At 59.7% G+C, this 15,971-nt stretch carries 16 protein-coding genes; 9 read left to right on the plus strand and 7 right to left on the minus strand.

Annotated elements, in window-relative coordinates; translation table 11 throughout:
* Window positions 1-10 precede the first annotated feature (10 nt).
* Complete coding sequence (locus C4J85_RS20840) at window positions 11-265, plus strand: helix-turn-helix domain-containing protein (protein ID WP_124364088.1); 255 nt, start codon at window positions 11-13, stop codon at window positions 263-265.
* Window positions 258-1,466: a type II toxin-antitoxin system HipA family toxin gene (locus C4J85_RS20845; protein WP_124410617.1), complete on the plus strand. Its 1,209-nt coding sequence runs from the start codon at window positions 258-260 to the stop codon at window positions 1,464-1,466. The genes C4J85_RS20840 and C4J85_RS20845 overlap by 8 nt, the downstream gene beginning before the upstream one ends.
* A 20-nt stretch (window positions 1,467-1,486) precedes the next feature.
* Here C4J85_RS20845 and C4J85_RS20850 read toward each other — a convergent pair whose 3' ends face one another.
* Window positions 1,487-1,969: a GyrI-like domain-containing protein gene (locus tag C4J85_RS20850; protein ID WP_124364090.1), complete on the minus strand. Its 483-nt coding sequence runs from the start codon at window positions 1,967-1,969 to the stop codon at window positions 1,487-1,489.
* Window positions 1,970-2,163: 194 nt separating this feature from the next.
* On the opposite strand from C4J85_RS20850, the gene alaC reads away from it, so the two are divergent.
* On the plus strand, window positions 2,164-3,381 hold the full coding sequence (gene alaC / locus C4J85_RS20855; protein WP_124364091.1) for an alanine transaminase: 1,218 nt from the start codon (window positions 2,164-2,166) through the stop codon (window positions 3,379-3,381).
* Window positions 3,382-3,824: 443 nt separating this feature from the next.
* Here the strand turns inward: alaC and C4J85_RS20860 are convergent, their stop codons facing one another.
* From C4J85_RS20860 to C4J85_RS20870, 3 genes are all read right to left on the minus strand, one after another.
* On the minus strand, window positions 3,825-4,958 hold the full coding sequence (locus tag C4J85_RS20860; RefSeq protein ID WP_124410618.1) for an IS4 family transposase: 1,134 nt from the start codon (window positions 4,956-4,958) through the stop codon (window positions 3,825-3,827).
* A 100-nt stretch (window positions 4,959-5,058) separates the two neighbouring features.
* Window positions 5,059-6,411 carry a GntP family permease gene (locus tag C4J85_RS20865; RefSeq protein WP_124364092.1) on the minus strand — a complete coding sequence of 451 codons (1,353 nt, stop codon included), beginning with the start codon at window positions 6,409-6,411 and terminating at the stop codon, window positions 5,059-5,061.
* 83 nt (window positions 6,412-6,494) lie between these two features.
* Window positions 6,495-7,028, minus strand: a complete 534-nt coding sequence (locus tag C4J85_RS20870) for a gluconokinase (RefSeq protein ID WP_124410619.1) — start codon at window positions 7,026-7,028, stop codon at window positions 6,495-6,497.
* A gap of 212 nt (window positions 7,029-7,240) precedes the next feature.
* Here C4J85_RS20870 and C4J85_RS20875 point away from each other — a divergent pair, with 212 nt between their 5' ends.
* The gene (locus tag C4J85_RS20875; protein ID WP_164487570.1) at window positions 7,241-8,272 is read left to right on the plus strand and encodes a LacI family DNA-binding transcriptional regulator; all 1,032 of its coding nucleotides are present in this window, start codon (window positions 7,241-7,243) and stop codon (window positions 8,270-8,272) included.
* 10 nt (window positions 8,273-8,282) lie between these two features.
* On the opposite strand, the gene C4J85_RS20880 is transcribed toward C4J85_RS20875, so the two are convergent.
* Entirely contained in the window at window positions 8,283-9,428 is a 1,146-nt protein-coding gene (locus C4J85_RS20880) for a hypothetical protein (protein ID WP_124410620.1), read from the minus strand.
* 335 nt (window positions 9,429-9,763) lie between these two features.
* Between C4J85_RS20880 and C4J85_RS20885 the strand changes: the two genes are divergently transcribed.
* The 4 genes from C4J85_RS20885 (at window position 9,764) to C4J85_RS20900 (ending at window position 13,175) form a co-directional block, all read left to right on the plus strand.
* Window positions 9,764-10,399, plus strand: a complete 636-nt coding sequence (locus C4J85_RS20885; RefSeq protein ID WP_124407997.1) for a glutathione S-transferase family protein — start codon at window positions 9,764-9,766, stop codon at window positions 10,397-10,399.
* Window positions 10,400-10,411: 12 nt separating this feature from the next.
* The gene (locus C4J85_RS20890) at window positions 10,412-11,149 is read left to right on the plus strand and encodes an NAD(P)-dependent oxidoreductase (RefSeq protein WP_124410621.1); all 738 of its coding nucleotides are present in this window, start codon (window positions 10,412-10,414) and stop codon (window positions 11,147-11,149) included.
* A 12-nt stretch (window positions 11,150-11,161) separates the two neighbouring features.
* The gene (locus C4J85_RS20895; protein ID WP_124410622.1) at window positions 11,162-12,571 is read left to right on the plus strand and encodes an MFS transporter; all 1,410 of its coding nucleotides are present in this window, start codon (window positions 11,162-11,164) and stop codon (window positions 12,569-12,571) included.
* A 133-nt stretch (window positions 12,572-12,704) separates the two neighbouring features.
* Window positions 12,705-13,175, plus strand: a complete 471-nt coding sequence (locus C4J85_RS20900; protein ID WP_124405086.1) for a hypothetical protein — start codon at window positions 12,705-12,707, stop codon at window positions 13,173-13,175.
* A gap of 145 nt (window positions 13,176-13,320) precedes the next feature.
* Here the strand turns inward: C4J85_RS20900 and C4J85_RS20905 are convergent, their stop codons facing one another.
* Window positions 13,321-14,184 (minus strand): LysR family transcriptional regulator, encoded by an 864-nt coding sequence (locus tag C4J85_RS20905; RefSeq protein WP_124410623.1) that lies wholly within the window; start codon window positions 14,182-14,184, stop codon window positions 13,321-13,323.
* Between the two features lie 96 nt (window positions 14,185-14,280).
* Between C4J85_RS20905 and gstA the strand changes: the two genes are divergently transcribed.
* Window positions 14,281-14,883: a glutathione transferase GstA gene (gene gstA, locus C4J85_RS20910; RefSeq protein ID WP_124410624.1), complete on the plus strand. Its 603-nt coding sequence runs from the start codon at window positions 14,281-14,283 to the stop codon at window positions 14,881-14,883.
* Window positions 14,884-14,934: 51 nt separating this feature from the next.
* Here the strand turns inward: gstA and C4J85_RS20915 are convergent, their stop codons facing one another.
* Window positions 14,935-15,861, minus strand: a complete 927-nt coding sequence (locus C4J85_RS20915; protein ID WP_124368104.1) for an aliphatic sulfonate ABC transporter substrate-binding protein — start codon at window positions 15,859-15,861, stop codon at window positions 14,935-14,937.
* Between the last annotated feature and the right edge of the window lie 110 nt (window positions 15,862-15,971).

A 15,971-nucleotide genomic window follows, 5' to 3' on the forward strand; every position in this document is an offset into this window, starting at 1 on the left:
TATGCGCGATATGGACACTTCTGTAATTACTCAACGACTCGGCGTCCAGCTGCGCACCATGCGCTTGAATCGCGGATATAAGCAGGTGGATCTGGCGAAGTTGGCCGGAATTACCCGGCAAAAGCTGATCGAAATCGAAAAAGGCAGCCTCTCGGTCTCGATGAATGCCTATGCTCGGGTGGTTGCCGCCTTGGGCAGCGAATTCAAATTGGTGCCTGTGACCTTGCCGACCCTGGAGGAACTGGAGGACTTGTTCAATGAATAGCCCCACGCTACGCGTTCATACGCCTCAAGGGGACAGCGGCAGCGTGCTGGTCGGTGCTCAAGACTATTTGTTCCGGTATAGCGATAACGCAAAAGCCGACAGCGCAATCAGCCTGTCGATGCCCGTCCGCACGGAAGAATACCGTCGCCGGGACCTGCACCCTATCTTTCAGATGAATTTGCCCGAAGGCTACGTGCTGGAGCAACTGCGCAATCGCCTCGCCAAAACGGTGAAGGTCGACCCGATGTTGCTGTTGGCGCTCTCGGGAAGCAGCGCGCCAATCGGTCGGGTTTTCGTATCTTCTGAACAGGTGAACGAGCTGATCCATCGCAACAGCCCCCACACAACCGGAGAAAATCTCGACGAAATTCTTGCGTGGGACGGCGCGGAAGATCTGTTCGTCGAGCTGGTGGATCGCTACATCCTGCGAGCAGGTATATCCGGTGTGCAACCCAAAGTATTGGTGCCGGAAAAACCACAAACGCCCGAACAGAAATTCACCTCGAAAACCGACGATCTGATCATTAAAAGCGGGCGCGACGAGTTTCCGGGGTTGGCCATCAATGAATACCTGTGCATGTCCATTGCCCGAGACGCGGGCCTGCCCGTACCGCCGTTTTATCTGTCCCGCAACCATAAGCTGTTCATCATGCGGCGCTTCGATCGGGACGCACAGCTCAACCCACTGGGCTTCGAAGACATGACCGCGCTGATGGGCCTGTCCGCCGAGCAAAAGTACACCAAGAGTTACGCCGCCATAGCCAAGGCTGTACGCGTGTTCTGCGCCCCGGCGCATCAACGCAGTTCGCTGGACCAATTGTTCGATAGCGTAGCGCTGAGTTGCATCGTGGGTAATGGCGATGCCCATCTGAAGAATTTCGGCGTGCTCTATAGCAATCCGGTGAAATCAGATACGCGGTTGGCACCGGCCTACGACATCGTAAACACCACCGCTTACATCCCGGAAGACTCACTGGCATTGGACCTGGGCGGAAATAAATCGTTATTCGCCTCGCGCCTGGGCATCCTCGAATTTGCCAGAACCTGCGAAGTCGAACATCCCGAGGAGCGTATCCAGGCGCTGTTGCAGACCCTTGAAATGGTGCTCAAGCGCGAAGATGACTACTGCCGGTTGGCACCTGAGGTGGCGAGCGCCATACGTCAATCCGCTCAAGGTTATCAAAATAGCTTCGGGGGCTGAGTCGCCCCCGGTTCTGGCTCTCAGGCTTTCTGTCCAACCGGCAGCCAGATTTCCACCGTCCCGGTGCCCTTTTTCCCGTCAAAGTCCGCACTGTAGCGCTCGAAATCCGCGCCCATCACCTTGTAGCCCGAATGCGGCAGCCATTCGAACATGATGCGCTCGTACGTCTGTTCCAGCGCCCGCACAGGCCCGTAATGCGTGAACACGGCGTAATTGAGCGGCGCAATTTCGATGAACTGGAAATTGCTCGGCACATCGCCCTTGGTCGGGACTTCAACACCGGCCATGTAGTCGAATTCGCCGTGCTTGGGGTTATGGCAAACACCATACGTCACGCCGCCGACGCGCTTTTTGATGTCCTTGATGCACGTGTCGAACAACTCCCACAGATTGGGGATATCGCCCACGGTAGCCTTCGAATAGCGCCCCTGGACGCCGGCGATCACCATGGCCTTGCCGGCTTCCATGCGTGGTTCCAACGGTTGTTTTGTCTGCTGATCCATACGAACAGTCTCCTTCTTATGAGGGAACAAACCCGCATCGAGTATAGGGGCATATCCGCGTCGCGCTCCATGTGGAAATTTTTCCTACGCATCTGGACAACTGGCCATCATCGACCGTATTGTCTGCCCGCAGGCCACCGCAGTGGCCGACGTCGCTCGGACGGTTCCGGGCGCTTACGTACCTCGAGGCAACAATGGCAGACCAAGGTTCGCCGCGCCGCTTTGCGCGCATAGATCGACTCCCCCCCTACGTGTTCAATATCACTGCCGAGCTGAAGATGGCTGCGCGTCGGCGCGGCGAAGACATCATCGACTTGAGCATGGGTAACCCCGACGGCGCCACGCCCCCGCACATCGTGGAGAAAATGGTCACCGTCGCCCAGCGTGAAGACACCCACGGCTACTCCACGTCCAAAGGCATTCCGCGCCTGCGCCGGGCGATTTCGCGTTGGTACAAAGATCGTTATGAGGTGGACATCGACCCCGAGTCGGAAGCCATCGTCACCATCGGTTCCAAAGAAGGCCTGGCGCACTTGATGCTGGCCACCCTGGACCAGGGCGATACCGTGCTGGTGCCCAACCCCAGCTACCCGATTCACATCTACGGCGCCGTGATTGCAGGCGCCCAAGTGCGCTCGGTGCCGCTGGTGCCCGGCGTGGACTTCTTCGCTGAGCTTGAGCGGGCGATTCGCGGCTCGATCCCCAAGCCGAAAATGATGATCCTCGGCTTCCCGTCCAACCCCACCGCGCAGTGCGTGGAGCTGGATTTCTTCGAGCGCGTGATCGCCCTGGCCAAGCAGTACGACGTGCTGGTGGTGCATGATTTGGCCTACGCCGACATCGTCTACGACGGCTGGAAAGCCCCGTCGATCATGCAAGTGCCCGGCGCCAAGGACATTGCGGTGGAGTTTTTCACCCTGTCCAAGAGCTACAACATGGCCGGCTGGCGTATCGGCTTCATGGTGGGCAACCCGGAACTGGTCAACGCCCTGGCGCGGATCAAGAGTTACCACGACTACGGTACCTTCACCCCGCTGCAAGTGGCGGCGATTGCGGCGCTGGAAGGTGACCAGCAGTGTGTGAAAGACATTGCCGAGCAGTATCGTCAGCGCCGTAACGTGCTGGTAAAGGGTCTGCATGAGCTGGGCTGGATGGTGGAAAATCCGAAGGCGTCGATGTATGTCTGGGCCAAGATTCCCGAGCAGTATGCCGCCATGGGCTCGCTGGAGTTTGCCAAGAAACTGCTGCTTGAGGCGAAGGTGTGTGTATCGCCGGGGATTGGCTTTGGTGAGTATGGTGACGATCACGTGCGCTTCGCGCTGATCGAGAATCAGGACCGGATTCGCCAGGCGGTGCGGGGAATTCGCGGGATGTTCCGGGCGGATGGGCTGGTAGCAAAACCCGGCGTCTGACTCGGTCAAAATTGTGGGAGGGAGCTTGCTCCCGATCGCGGGGAATCAGCCACCACATGCAGTGGCTGACACCCTGCTATCGGGGGCAAGCCCCCTCCCACATTGGATTGGGTTCCCATATCTGCTGTGGTGGTGTGGCTTACACCACCAACGACAGCAACATGCCGAAGATCAGCGCCCGACTCGGTCAAAATTGTGGGAGGGGGCTTGCTCCCGATGGCGGTAGATCAGTCACCACATGTAGTGACTGACACTCTGCTATCGGGGGCAAGCCCCATATGCGCTAACCAAACCTCCCTCCCCACAACTCGTCCTGCTGGCGTCCTCGTTTTCGTGGGGATTCACGCAGTGCCTGGCTGATATCTCCCCACTTCTCGATACACGTAAACAACGACAAGTGGGGATTGATCGCGCTGCAAAGTAGCCAGTAAATAAAGGCCATCTCACGCCAGTGACAACGGAGTGGCGGCACTTCCTTTTTCTGTCTCGTCTCCCTCGATAGGGGAAAAATGCTCGCCCGCTGCGATTAACCGCTCAATCAGGCAAGCCACTAATAATTTCCCTTGCAACCATGCTTTTGCGCCTTCCGGATTTTTCTTTCTGAGGTGGGATAACCCCAGCAATGACTTCATCCGCTTGAACGCCAACTCCACCTGCCAACGGTGCCGATAGAGAGCCAAAACCTCCTGCGTATCCAGGCAGTCCAAGGTTGTTACCAGCACCACGTAACCGGCCGCTTCCATCGTTTCAGGTTTCAATTGCTTCTGCTTTTTTTGCCCGACTCTCTTGAGCTTGCACTCGCTTTGCGATCGCTGCTCGTCGGTTTTTCGATAGGCGCACACACGTACTGCAATATCCTCCTTTGAACCTTTCATCACAGCTGCCCACTCGCCCGTTTGCCCTGGCTGCAAGGTCCGTAGTCGCGCCAGTTGCTCAAAAGGCGACCCTTGCTCATCGCTAAGCGGCAGGCTGCTCAGGTTCATTCGTACCAGGATGTCACCGCCTGCATTGAGTACATGATTGACTCCACGCCGGTTGGCAAACCCTCGATCCGCGATGAAAACATCGCCCTGCTGCACCGAAAACCGAGTCAACGATTCGCCTGTTTTGGACGGTGTCACTTGCACTTCACAGCAACGCAACGTGCTGATATCCATCGTGTAATGCAGCCGCCATGTTGAGGTGACCGCGCCAGGCTCCATTACGACACTGCCATCAGCAGCCAGTATTCGTCTCCCCAGCAGCGCCGGGCATTGCATGGCCGCGACCGGCGATTGTTGGATCAACTGCTCTGTGATCCAACCTAGCCAGGCCCCCGATTTGTTGACCCTCTTGAGAAGGCCCACGTCTGATAACTCCAGCAATTTCCCTGTACGCGCTCGCTCTACCGTTTCGACCATCGAGCAATCGGCGCTCATGTACATCAATAACGTGCGCAATAGACTCTCTGGCCCGCTGAATCGGCGACCGAACTTCAGGGCCCCCAGCTCTTTTGCCTTGGCTTCCCATCCAGGCGGTAGTAGTGCCAGGAGCTTGGGCCAGTCTTCATTCAGTTTTTGTGTTGGGTCTATTGTCACTGCTCTCGCATCCTAAAGAGTCAGACTTGATTATATCTTTTGGGGTTTGGTTAGCGCATATGGGGGCAAGCCCCCTCCCACATTGGTTGAGTGGTGTGGCCTACACCACCAACGACAGCAACATGATGAAGATCAGCGCCACCACCGACAGGATGGTCTCCATCGCCGTCCAGGTCTTGAATGTCTCGGCCACGGTCATGTTGAAGTACTGCTTCACCAACCAGAACCCCGCGTCGTTAACGTGCGACAGGATCAACGAACCTGCCCCCGTCGCCAGCACCAGCAGCTCGCGGTTAACCCCTGGGATCATGCCCACCACCGGCACCACGATGCCCGCGCCGGTAATGGTTGCCACGGTTGCGGAGCCTGTGGCCACGCGAATCACCGCCGCCACCAGCCACGCCAGCAGGATCGGGTTGATCTGTGCGTTCACCGCCATGTGGCCGATCACGTCGCCCACGCCGCTGGTCACCAGCATCTGCTTGAAGCCGCCACCGGCGCCGATGATCAGGATGATCGCGGCGGTCGGCGCAAGGCTGGCGTCGAGCAGTTTGAGGATCTGCTTGGAATGGATGCCCTGGCGATGGCCGAAGGTGTACAGCGACAGCAGCAACGCCAGCAACAGCGCGGTGATCGGGTGACCGATCATGTCCATCCAGTTGCGCACCACGTTGCCTTCGGCGAACGCAATGTCGGCGAAGGTTTTGAGCAGCATCAAAAACACCGGCAGCAGCACGGTGACCAGGGTGATGCCGAAGCTTGGCAGCGATTTGTTATCGGTCTCGCGGGCCAGTTGATCCACCAGTTCCTGGGACGGGTTGCCCGGAATGTACTTGGCGATGAACGTGCCGAAGATCGGGCCGGCAATAATGGCGGTTGGCAGTGCGACGATCAGGCCATACAGGATGGTCTTGCCGATGTCCGCGCCAAACACGCCGATGGCCAGCAGCGGGCCCGGGTGCGGCGGCACCAGGCCGTGCACCGCCGACAGGCCGGCGAGCAGCGGAATGCCGATCTTGATCAGCGATACACCGGTGCGACGTGCAACGATAAACACCAGCGGGATCAGCAGCACAAAGCCAATCTCGAAGAACAGCGGGATGCCCACCAGGAACGCGGCGAACATCATGGCCCACTGGACCTTGTCCTTGCCAAAGGCGCGGATCAACGTCTGGGCGATCTGATCGGCGCCGCCGGACTCGGCCATCATCTTGCCGAGCATGGTACCCAGCGCGAGGATGATGCCGACAAAGCCGAGCACACCGCCGAACCCATCCTGGAACGCCTTGATGATCTTGTCCACGGGCATGCCCGAGGTCAGGCCGAGGAAACCGGCCGCGATGATCAGTGCAATGAACGGGTGCACCTTGAACTTGGTGATCAGAATGATCAACCCGATGATAGTGACTACTGCGTCTAGCAGCAGGTATGACTCGTGGGACATGCCAAACATGGGGGGTCTCTCCTGTTTGTTGTTGTTATTAAAGCGGGTGTTGAACTTCCTGCCGGGGATAGCGCTATCTTTCCGGCAAAAAATTAGTGATTAGGTTCAAAGCCGTGCTTGCGCCACCAGGCGTTGGTCTGCTCGGCCAGCTCCTCGACGCTGTCTTCGCTGGCGTTGAGAGCCAGGGTCAGCGGCTCGCCCTTGGGTGATTCAAGGGTGGCGAACTGGCTGTCGATCAGGCTGGCCGGCATGAAATGGCCCGGGCGATGGGACACGCGGTCGGCGGCCACTTCACGGGTCAGCTCCAGGAATACAAAGCCCAGGCCCGGCGCGGCTTCGCGCAGGTGGTCGCGGTATTTCTTTTTCAGGGCCGAACAGGTGAGCACCGGATGCTCTCCGGCCTTGAGCGAACGGCGCAGTTCATCGCAGAGGATGTCGAGCCAGCCGGCGCGGTCGTCGTCGTTGAGGGGGTGGCCGGCGCTCATCTTTTCGATGTTCGCGGCGGGGTGAAAGCTGTCGCCTTCAATGGCGGTGGCGCCGTTCAGACGGCACAGGGCCTCGCTGACGCTGGTTTTGCCACAGCCGGCAACACCCATGATGACCAGGGCAGTAACAGGTTGACTCATAAACACCTCAGGACGCAGATAGCGCTACCTTTGCACAGCGTAAGGCTAGTGCAAAAACAGGCTTTTCCCGCGCCGTCTTGTCTTTTTTTATGGAGTGACGCGTGCATCCGCTCCAATCATTTGAACGGGATCAGGCAACCCAACGTTCAAGCATTTGCAGCCGTTTGGAGACAGCGCTACCTTAGTGCCTCGATTTTTGTTTGGCAAGCCGCCTGATGACCTCTAAGAACGATAAAAATACCCGTACCACCGGTCGCCCCACATTGAATGAAGTTGCCCGTCTGGCCGGCGTCAGCCCGATCACCGCCTCCCGCGCCCTGCGCGGTATCAGCACCGTCGCCGCCGAACTGGTGGAAAAAGTCCAGCAAGCCGCCGCCGAACTCAACTACGTGGTCAACCCCGCTGCCCGTGCGCTGGCGTCGGCCCAGAGCCATTCGGTAGTGGTGCTGGTGCCGTCCTTGTCCAATCTGCTGTTTATCGAAACATTGGAAGCCATTCATCAGGTGCTGCGCCCCAAGGGCTTTGAAGTGCTGATCGGCAATTTCCATTATTCGCGCGATGAAGAAGAAAACCTGCTGCGCAACTACATGGCCTACCAGCCTCGAGGTTTGCTGCTGACCGGGTTCGACCGCACCGAAAGCGCGCGACGGATGGTCGAGGCCAGCAACGTGCCCTGCGTATATATGATGGACCTGGACCCGAATGCCGGCGTGAACTGCGTGGGTTTCTCGCAGTTGGCGGCGGGTGAGACGGCGGCGGCGCACCTGCTGTCCCGTGGGTACAAACGCTTGGCTTACATCGGCGCGCAACTGGATCAACGCACGTTGCTGCGTGGCGAAGGTTTCCGCCGAGCACTGCAAAAGGCTGGCCTGTACGACCCGGCGCTGGAATTGCTGACCCCGCGCCCTTCGTCGGTCGGCCTGGGGGGCGAACTGTTTTTGCAACTGCTCGCCGCCCATCCGGATGTAGACGCGATTTTCTTCGGCAACGACGACCTGGCCCAGGGCGCCCTGCTCGAAGCCATGCGCCATGGCATCAACGTGCCGCAGCGTGTAGCGGTGCTGGGCTTTAACGACTTGCCCGCATCCTCCTTCATGGTGCCGCGCCTGAGCAGCATCAGCACGCCCCGCGAAGCCATCGGCCGGCGTGCGGCGGAGCATTTGCTGACGATCATGGCGGGTAACAAGATCGCCAAGCCGGTGGTGGATATGGGGTTTGAGTTGCAGGTGCGGGAGAGTACATGAAGGCTCGCGCTTAGTCGGACGGAGGAAGCCTGTAGCCGCCGCCCTCCGCGCCTTCGTGCAACGCCGCCTGGATACGCTCGTATAGCGCGTTGGCCTCCCGCGAACCGATGGATCGCGAGCAATCGCGTAACACGATACGAAGCAGGATGTTCTCTTGCCCAGGCAACAACCCCAGGCGAGCGATTGCTTGCGCTGGCAACTCATCTCGAGACCAGCGCCCCTTGATCTGCATTTCTTCCACCCACGCTGCGTCCTCACCTGCGGCGAGCAGCATCTTCTCAGTGATAACTTCTTCGCTTTGCCCCGGCGTCACCGCAAGAGAAATGTCTCGGGTAATCGAAGGCAATCGAGAAATCGGCTGCCACGGCTTCAAGTCGAACATTTGCGCCCTGACGCGGGGATGGGTATCACGCAGGAGTCGAATATCCGGAATGCCCTTGCGCAGCATGGTCAAACGATCCAGGCCCATCCCCAAAGCCAGGCCGCCGTGGTGGTGCGGATCGATATTCAAGCGTTCAAGTAACGACCGGGCGATGCAGCCGCACTCCAACACCTCGATCGGTTCTCCATCAAGGATCAAGTTCACCTCGATACCACCTTCGGTGTAATGGTGGGGGCTGTCCGAGAACACCCATTCCATGGCGGGCACCGCAATGTCCAGGATGTCTCCCACCAGGCGCAGTAGCTGGTCCCGCTCAGCAAGCTGCGGCTCGCCCAATACCCACAGGTCCATCTGATGCGGTTCCGCGCAATGCCAGCGATCACGGCTATCACGTCGAAATGTCATGCCGGGCGCCGCCAACAGCCTCATCTGCCCAGGCTGGCGGTTTTCACTGGCCCGCTGTAACGCTGCCGGAATCAAACTGGTGGTTTGAGTACGCAGCAGGCTGGTGTCATCAACCCACCGGGTGTGGGCACTGCCCAGGGTAATTTCGCGGGTGTCGTAGCCGAGCAGCCCGTAGTTATCGTGGGCCGAAACCACACGCGGCCCTTCCAGCCACTGAGGGTCAGGCCAATGACGCGAGGTCAGACCTTGGAGAATTTGGTCAAGCAATAGTCGCACTGCGTGCGGCTCGGGGTTGAGGTCGGTTAGATCCTCTAATGTCAGGGCTCGTTTCAGTTCGGCGGCACTTATAACTTTTCTGCTTGGATACATATCTGCATCTCCTGCACCGTAAAAGCCAGAAGTACAAAAACTACGCCTTGGAATTTTACTAGAGCAACAGCTAGAACTTGAAAAACTATGTTTTCAGACTCTACCTGCAGATATCACCTACAAACTTAGATGGAAGACCATGGACCAACACACCCCACGCGCTTAAGTCCCTACTCGGTCAAAATGTGGGAGGGGGCTTGCCCCCGATGGCGGTGGGTCAGCAACAGATAGACTGCCTGATTCACCGTTATCGGGAGCAAGCCCCTCCCACATTTTTTAACCATGCCCACTTGGCCCCTGCTAAATTGACCACTTTCCATCGCCAGGGAAGCACCATGGGACATTCACTGAAAATCTTGGGCCGCGCCTCCTCCATTAACGTACGAAAAGTACTGTGGACCTGCCAGGAACTGGGTATCGACTACGTGCGTGAAGACTGGGGCATCGGCTTCAAGCCCACCCAATCCCCCGAATTTCTCGCGTTGAACCCCAATGCCCAGGTGCCGGTGCTGATCGACGACCATGGCGTGCTGTGGGAATCCAATACCATCTGCCGCTACCTGGTCGGCCTCTATCAACGCACTGACCTGCTGCCCGTCGAGCCCGCGCCACGGGCGCGCGTCGAACAATGGATCGACTGGCAAGCGGTCGAACTCAACCGTGCCTGGGGCGATGCGTTCACCGCGCTGGTGCGTAACAATCCCGACGGCCTGGACGCAGCACAGATTGCCGCCGCCGTGCAGCGCTGGAACAGCGTGATGGGCATTCTGGAACAACAGTTGGCCAAGACCGGCGCTTACGTAGCGGGCGATGAATTCACCCTCGCCGATATCCTGATCGGCCTCTCGGTACACCGCTGGCAAGTGACGCCCATGGAGCGTCCGCCCTACCCCGCCATCGCGGCGTATTACCAACGACTCGGCGGGCAGCATGCAGGCTTCAAGACCTTCGCGCTCGACGGCCATAATTAACAAGGACACACCATGAACGGACTCAACGTACTGCTGACCGGCGCCTGCGGCAAAATCGGCAAGACCTTTTTCGAAGCGTCGAAAGACCGCTACCGCTTCACCTTGACCGACCGTGTCGAGCCGGACTTCGCGTTGGGCGAACACCGTTTCGTGCGCGCTGACCTGAGCGACAAATCCGTCCTCGCCAGCCTGCTCGAAAACATCGAGGTGGTTGTACACCTCTCGGGTATCCCAGACCCCGCTGCGTCGTTCGAGGAGCTGCTACCCAATAATATCCTCGCCACCACCTACCTGTTCGAGGCCGCCGTGGCCGCTGGCGTGCAGCGCCTGGTATATGCCAGCAGCGCGCAAGCTGTCGAAGGTTATCCGGTAGACCGTGAGATCACCCCCGACATGCAAGTGATGCCCGCCAACCTGTATGGCGTGACCAAATGCTACGGTGAGGCGCTGTGTGGCTATTACGCGACCAAAACCCCGCTCTCGACCATTGCCGTGCGCATTGGCGCGTTCGAGTTTCCCCAGCACGCAGACCTGAACAACGCCCGCGACCTCAGCGCGTGGCTCAGCCCTCGCGATGCGGTGCAATTGCTGCAGTGCGCGGTGGACACCCGCGATGTGAAACACCTGGTCGCCCATGGCATTTCCAATAACCGCTTCAAGCGCCTGGACCTGAGCGAAACCATACGTGTACTGGGTTACCAACCGGTGGATGATGCGTTCCAGGTCTTTGAAATCCCCATCACTTACTGAGTGTTCTGACCCATGCCTGCACGCTCCGCCACCGACGGCATCGACCCGACCCGCGCCGCCCACATCAGCGCACGTATCGACCGCCTGCCCGCCGTCGCCAGTATCTGGCGCCTGGTGGCATTGCTGTCGATCGGCGGTTTTTTCGAGCTGTATGACCTGTTCCAGACGGCCTATATCAGCCCAGGCCTGATCAGCGACGGGATTTTCCACACGGGCAGCCAGGGCGTGTTTGGCTTTTCCGACCAGGCCGCGTTCGCCTCGGCCACCTTCCTCGGCCTGTTCCTTGGCGCCAGCCTGCTGAGCCCCATCGCCGATCGTTTCGGGCGCCGGGCGATCTTCACCTTTGCGCTGATCTGGTACACCGTCGCCACGGTGCTGATGGGCATCCAGACGTCCGCCCTGGGCATTATCTGCATGCGCTTTCTGGTGGGCATCGGACTGGGTATTGAACTGGTGACGATCGACGCCTATCTGTCGGAACTGGTGCCCAAGCGCATGCGCAGTTCGGCATTTGCCTTTGCGTTTTTCATCCAGTTCCTGTCGGTGCCGGCAGTGGCGCTGATGTCATGGTGGCTGGTGCCCCAGGCGCCGTTCGGGATCTCCGGCTGGCGCTGGGTGGTGCTCAGCAGTGCAGTCTTTGCGTTGTTTATCTGGCAACTGCGCAAGCGCCTGCCGGAATCACCGCGCTGGCTGGCGCAGAAAGGTCGTTTCGAAGAAGCCGGCACGATCATGGATACCCTTGAAGCGCGCTGCCTGAAGGATCACGGCAAGCCTCTGGATGCGCCGGAACCCGAGGCTGTCAGCGTGCAGGGCAGCGGCCGTTTCGCCGATATCTGGCAACCGCCCTACCGCCGTCGCGCCTTGATGCTCATCGTCTTCCATGTGTTCCAGGCCATCGGTTTCTTCGGTTTTGGCAACTGGTTGCCCGCCTTGCTGTCGGGCCAGGGCGTCAGCGTAACCCATAGTCTGCTCTACGCCTTTATCATCACGCTCGCCTATCCGCTGGGCCCGCTGCTGTTCGTGAAGGTCGCCAACCGTTTTGAGAACAAGTGGCAGATTGTCGGCTCGGCCTTGGGTGCGGTGATCTTCGGCAGCCTGTTCGCTGTGCAAACCACGGCGGTGGGGCTGATCTTCTGTGGGGTGATGATCACCTTCTGCAACGCCTGGCTGAGCTTCAGCTATCACTCGTATCAGAGCGAATTGTTCCCCACCAATATCCGTGCGCGGGCGGTAGGGTTCTGCTACTCGTTCAGCCGCTTGTCCACGGTGTTCAGCAGCCTGCTGATCGGTTTTATCCTCGAACACCTGGGCACACCGGGCGTGCTGGCGTTTATCGCGAGCAGCATGTTGATTGTGATGATCACCATCAGTTGGTTCGGGCCGCGAACGCGTAACCTGGCACTGGAGAATATCGCCCACTGACGGCAAGGGTTGGCCGTCGACAGGACAGTGTTTGCCGCGACGGCGGCTTGCCCCCCAATAAAAGCGGGCACGTCGTGCCCGGCATGCTAATTGCTCCAGCTGTCACACCGAACATTCCCCCAGGTGACCGATCATGCTGGTTAACAACGACACCCAAGCCGCGTCGACCGTCCAACAGCTCAAGCGCTCCGACATGGACCCGGCCAACGCCGCTGCCAGCGCGCTGTACAGCGGCGCCCTGCAAACGGCGCAGCAAAGCGTGACGGTGCCGGCCGCCCAGAAGGACCTGGACAAGGCGAGCGATCGCATCGACGAGGCCTTCGCCAAGACCCGCGTGCAGTTGCAAGCCACAGCGACGACCTCCGGGGCGCGGGCTGAACTCAGTGAGTACATGAGCAAATCCCCGGCCGAGCGCATCCGCGAGCAGTTGCTCAAGGAGCAGGGGATGACAGAAGAGCAAGTGCAGGCCCTGCCGCAGCAACAACAGGACGCGATTGCCCGGCAAGTGGCTGAGCGTTTAAAGGAGCAGCAACAGCAGCAGGTAGCGGCGAAGGCGGCTGCTCCACAGGCCCAGGCAGTGAAAGACACCCTGGCAGCAATCTAAGCCACACAGCTGAACAAAAAATGTGGGAGGGGGTTTGCCCCCGATAGCAGCGTATCAGCCACCGATTCATTGACTGATCCACCGCCATCGGGAGCAAGCCCCCTCCCACATTTTGAATTTCTTTCACATCAGGTCAGCGGCGTTTTCAGTTATCAGCCAGCATTGCCAGCAACGCATCGGCGGCCACAGAAGATGAGCGGTTTGGCGAGCCGACCAGGGCGAACTCGCGGTGTATCGGCACGCTCAGGGGCAGCACGCGCAGGCCCTGGCACTGGGCCGGCAGGGTCGTTTCCGGCACCAGGGTCACGCCGACATCCTCGCGTACCAGGCTGAAAGCGCTGCTCCATTCACGCACTTCGGCACGCACATCGCGCAGCGTCAGTCCGGCGTCGGCACTCAGGCTGCGGGCGTTTACGCTGCAGCCGCCGGTGGCAAGCACGAAGGGCTGCTCCAGCAACTGCGCAAGGGTCACCGTGACCTGCTGCGCCAGCGCGTGCCGGGCTGGCACCACCGCCAGCCAAATGTCCCGCCCCAATAGCGTGGGGTTGCGCTCGGGTTCTGGGTTGAGCACCACGCCCAGGTCGACCAGGTCGGCGTCGAGCAAGGCATGCACTTCGTCGTCGGTGACCTCAAGGGTGGTGACCTCAATGCCCGGATACAACTGCGCAAAACGCTGCAACCTGGGGCTCAGAAACTTCGCCAGTACCTGAGGGAAACACGCGATGCGCAGGTTCCCACGCAGCATGGGTCGGGCTTCCTCCACGCGGCAGCGTATCGCCTGCAAGGCACTGAGCATCACCCGCGCCTGTTCGATCACACTCACCCCCAAGGCAGTGGGCAAGGTCTTGCGCGGCTCGCGGGTGAACAGTTGCACCCCCAACGCGATCTCCATGGATGCCATGGCCTGGCTGGCGGCGGACTGGGTCATGCCCACCCGTTCGGCAGCGGCGGTGATGCTGCCGTGATCGGCCACCGCCACCAGCAGGCGCCAATGCATCAAGTTCATCATGGCAGTAGCTGTCCTTATGGGTGGGGTATGAAGCTTTAATTTTACCCACGGTGCCATGCCCGCGAGACTGGCGCAAACCCGACATAGAGGCCCTCCATGAAACTGTATTTTTCCCCGAATGCCTGCTCGCTCGCCCCCCATATCGTGCTGCGGGAATTGGCCTTGCCCTTCGACCTGGTGCGCGTGGATAACCAAGCCAAGACCACGGCCGACGGCAGGGATTTCCTGCAGATCAACCCCAAAGGTTACGTAGCGGCACTGCAACTGGACAACGGCCAGGTGTTGACCGAAGCCAGCGCGATCCTGCAATACCTCGCCGACCTGAAGCCCGATGCCCATCTGGCCCCGGCCAACGGCAGCTGGGAGCGCGTGCGCTTGCAAGAGTGGTTGAATTTCATCGCCACCGAAGTGCATGGCGGGCTGGCGGTCTTTTTCAACAGGGCAATCCAGGGCGAGGTGCGGGCCCTGTTCCAGGCCACATTATTCAAACGTTTTGCGGTGCTGGTGCAAACGTTGGAGCAACAGGATTATTTGCTGGGCGCGCAGTATTCGGTAGCGGATGCGTATCTGTTTGTGGTGCTGCGTTGGGCGGCGGTTCATAGGATTGAGCTGAATGAATGGCCGGCGTTGGTGGCATTTCAACAACGGGTGGGCAAGCGGCCCACTGTGGTTGCGGCCCTGGCAGCGGAAAATCCATGAGCGGTCAGGTAATCAAGTAGTGGCGAGGGAGCCGCTCCCCCGCCCCAGGGCTTATGGACCTTTGAACACAACCTGCTGCACATCAACCTTCTTCGGAATCAAGCCATTGGCGAAAAACAAATCGGCGGTGCGTTGCTGATTGGCGATGTCGACCGCCTGCAGCGGCCGGATCGGCTCGGGCGAGCGGTGTTCGAAGTAGCGTTTGACCACCGCCGGTTGCAGGCCCAGGGTCTTGGCCATCAGCGCGATGCTGTCTTCGGGTTGGTCCAGGGACAGACGCTGCGCCTTGCCGAGGGTTTGCAGGATGGTGGCAATGGCCTGGGGATTTTGCCGGGCAAACGCGCTGCTGGTCACGAAGAAGCTGCCGGCCGGATTGAGGCCTTCACCGGTGCCCAACACGCGGGCGGCACCGTCGACCACGGCGGCCGAGTAGTAAGGGTCCCACACCACCCAGGCGTCCACCTTGCCTTGCTCGAACGCGGCGCGCCCGTCGGAGGGCGACAGGTACACCACGTTCACATCTTTCCACTGCAAGCCGGCGCGCAGCAGGCTCTTGAGGAACAGGTTGTGCGCACTGGAACCCTTGAGCAGCGCCACGCGCTTGCCCTTGAGTTCGGCCACGCTCTGAATGGGGCTGGCTTGAGGCACCAGCACGGCTTCGGTTTTGCCCTCATTGGGCTCGACGGCGATGTACTGCAACTCGATACCGGCGGCCTGGGCGAAAATGGGTGGGATGTCGCCGATATTGCCGATGTCCAGGCTGCCGGCGTTCAGCGCCTCGATCAGCGGCGGGCCACCGAGGAACTCGGTCCACTGCACCTGAGTGCCGGGCAGCGCGGCTTCGAACAGCTTGTGTTCACGGGCGAGCACCATGCTCACCGAGCTTTTCTGATAGCCAATGCGCAGCGTGGCTGGATCGGCGGCCAGGGCGTTTGCGGCGACCAGCGAAAGAACGGCGACAGCAATTATTTTCAGCATAAGAGCGCTTCCTTGACCTTGACGGCGGGTGCGGTTGGGCACGGTATGTCGGGTGCTTCGAAGCAGCGATCCTAGCAAGCCCTCTTATTCATTAATAATATTAAAAAGTC

Origin of the sequence: Pseudomonas sp. R4-34-07 (genome assembly GCF_003852375.1) — a bacterium.
Taxonomy (GTDB): Bacteria; Pseudomonadota; Gammaproteobacteria; order Pseudomonadales; family Pseudomonadaceae; genus Aquipseudomonas.

Coding starts and splice junctions, on each gene's coding strand:
- C4J85_RS20840 (WP_124364088.1), top strand. CDS start 11: ATGGACACTTCTGTAATTACTCAACGACTCGGCGTCCAGCTGCGCACC.
- C4J85_RS20845 (WP_124410617.1), top strand. CDS start 258: ATGAATAGCCCCACGCTACGCGTTCATACGCCTCAAGGGGACAGCGGC.
- C4J85_RS20850 (WP_124364090.1), bottom strand. CDS start 1,969: ATGGATCAGCAGACAAAACAACCGTTGGAACCACGCATGGAAGCCGGC.
- alaC (WP_124364091.1), top strand. CDS start 2,164: ATGGCAGACCAAGGTTCGCCGCGCCGCTTTGCGCGCATAGATCGACTC.
- C4J85_RS20865 (WP_124364092.1), bottom strand. CDS start 6,411: ATGTTTGGCATGTCCCACGAGTCATACCTGCTGCTAGACGCAGTAGTC.
- C4J85_RS20870 (WP_124410619.1), bottom strand. CDS start 7,028: ATGAGTCAACCTGTTACTGCCCTGGTCATCATGGGTGTTGCCGGCTGT.
- C4J85_RS20880 (WP_124410620.1), bottom strand. CDS start 9,428: ATGTATCCAAGCAGAAAAGTTATAAGTGCCGCCGAACTGAAACGAGCC.
- C4J85_RS20885 (WP_124407997.1), top strand. CDS start 9,764: ATGGGACATTCACTGAAAATCTTGGGCCGCGCCTCCTCCATTAACGTA.
- C4J85_RS20890 (WP_124410621.1), top strand. CDS start 10,412: ATGAACGGACTCAACGTACTGCTGACCGGCGCCTGCGGCAAAATCGGC.
- C4J85_RS20895 (WP_124410622.1), top strand. CDS start 11,162: ATGCCTGCACGCTCCGCCACCGACGGCATCGACCCGACCCGCGCCGCC.
- C4J85_RS20900 (WP_124405086.1), top strand. CDS start 12,705: ATGCTGGTTAACAACGACACCCAAGCCGCGTCGACCGTCCAACAGCTC.
- C4J85_RS20905 (WP_124410623.1), bottom strand. CDS start 14,184: ATGATGAACTTGATGCATTGGCGCCTGCTGGTGGCGGTGGCCGATCAC.
- gstA (WP_124410624.1), top strand. CDS start 14,281: ATGAAACTGTATTTTTCCCCGAATGCCTGCTCGCTCGCCCCCCATATC.
- C4J85_RS20915 (WP_124368104.1), bottom strand. CDS start 15,861: ATGCTGAAAATAATTGCTGTCGCCGTTCTTTCGCTGGTCGCCGCAAAC.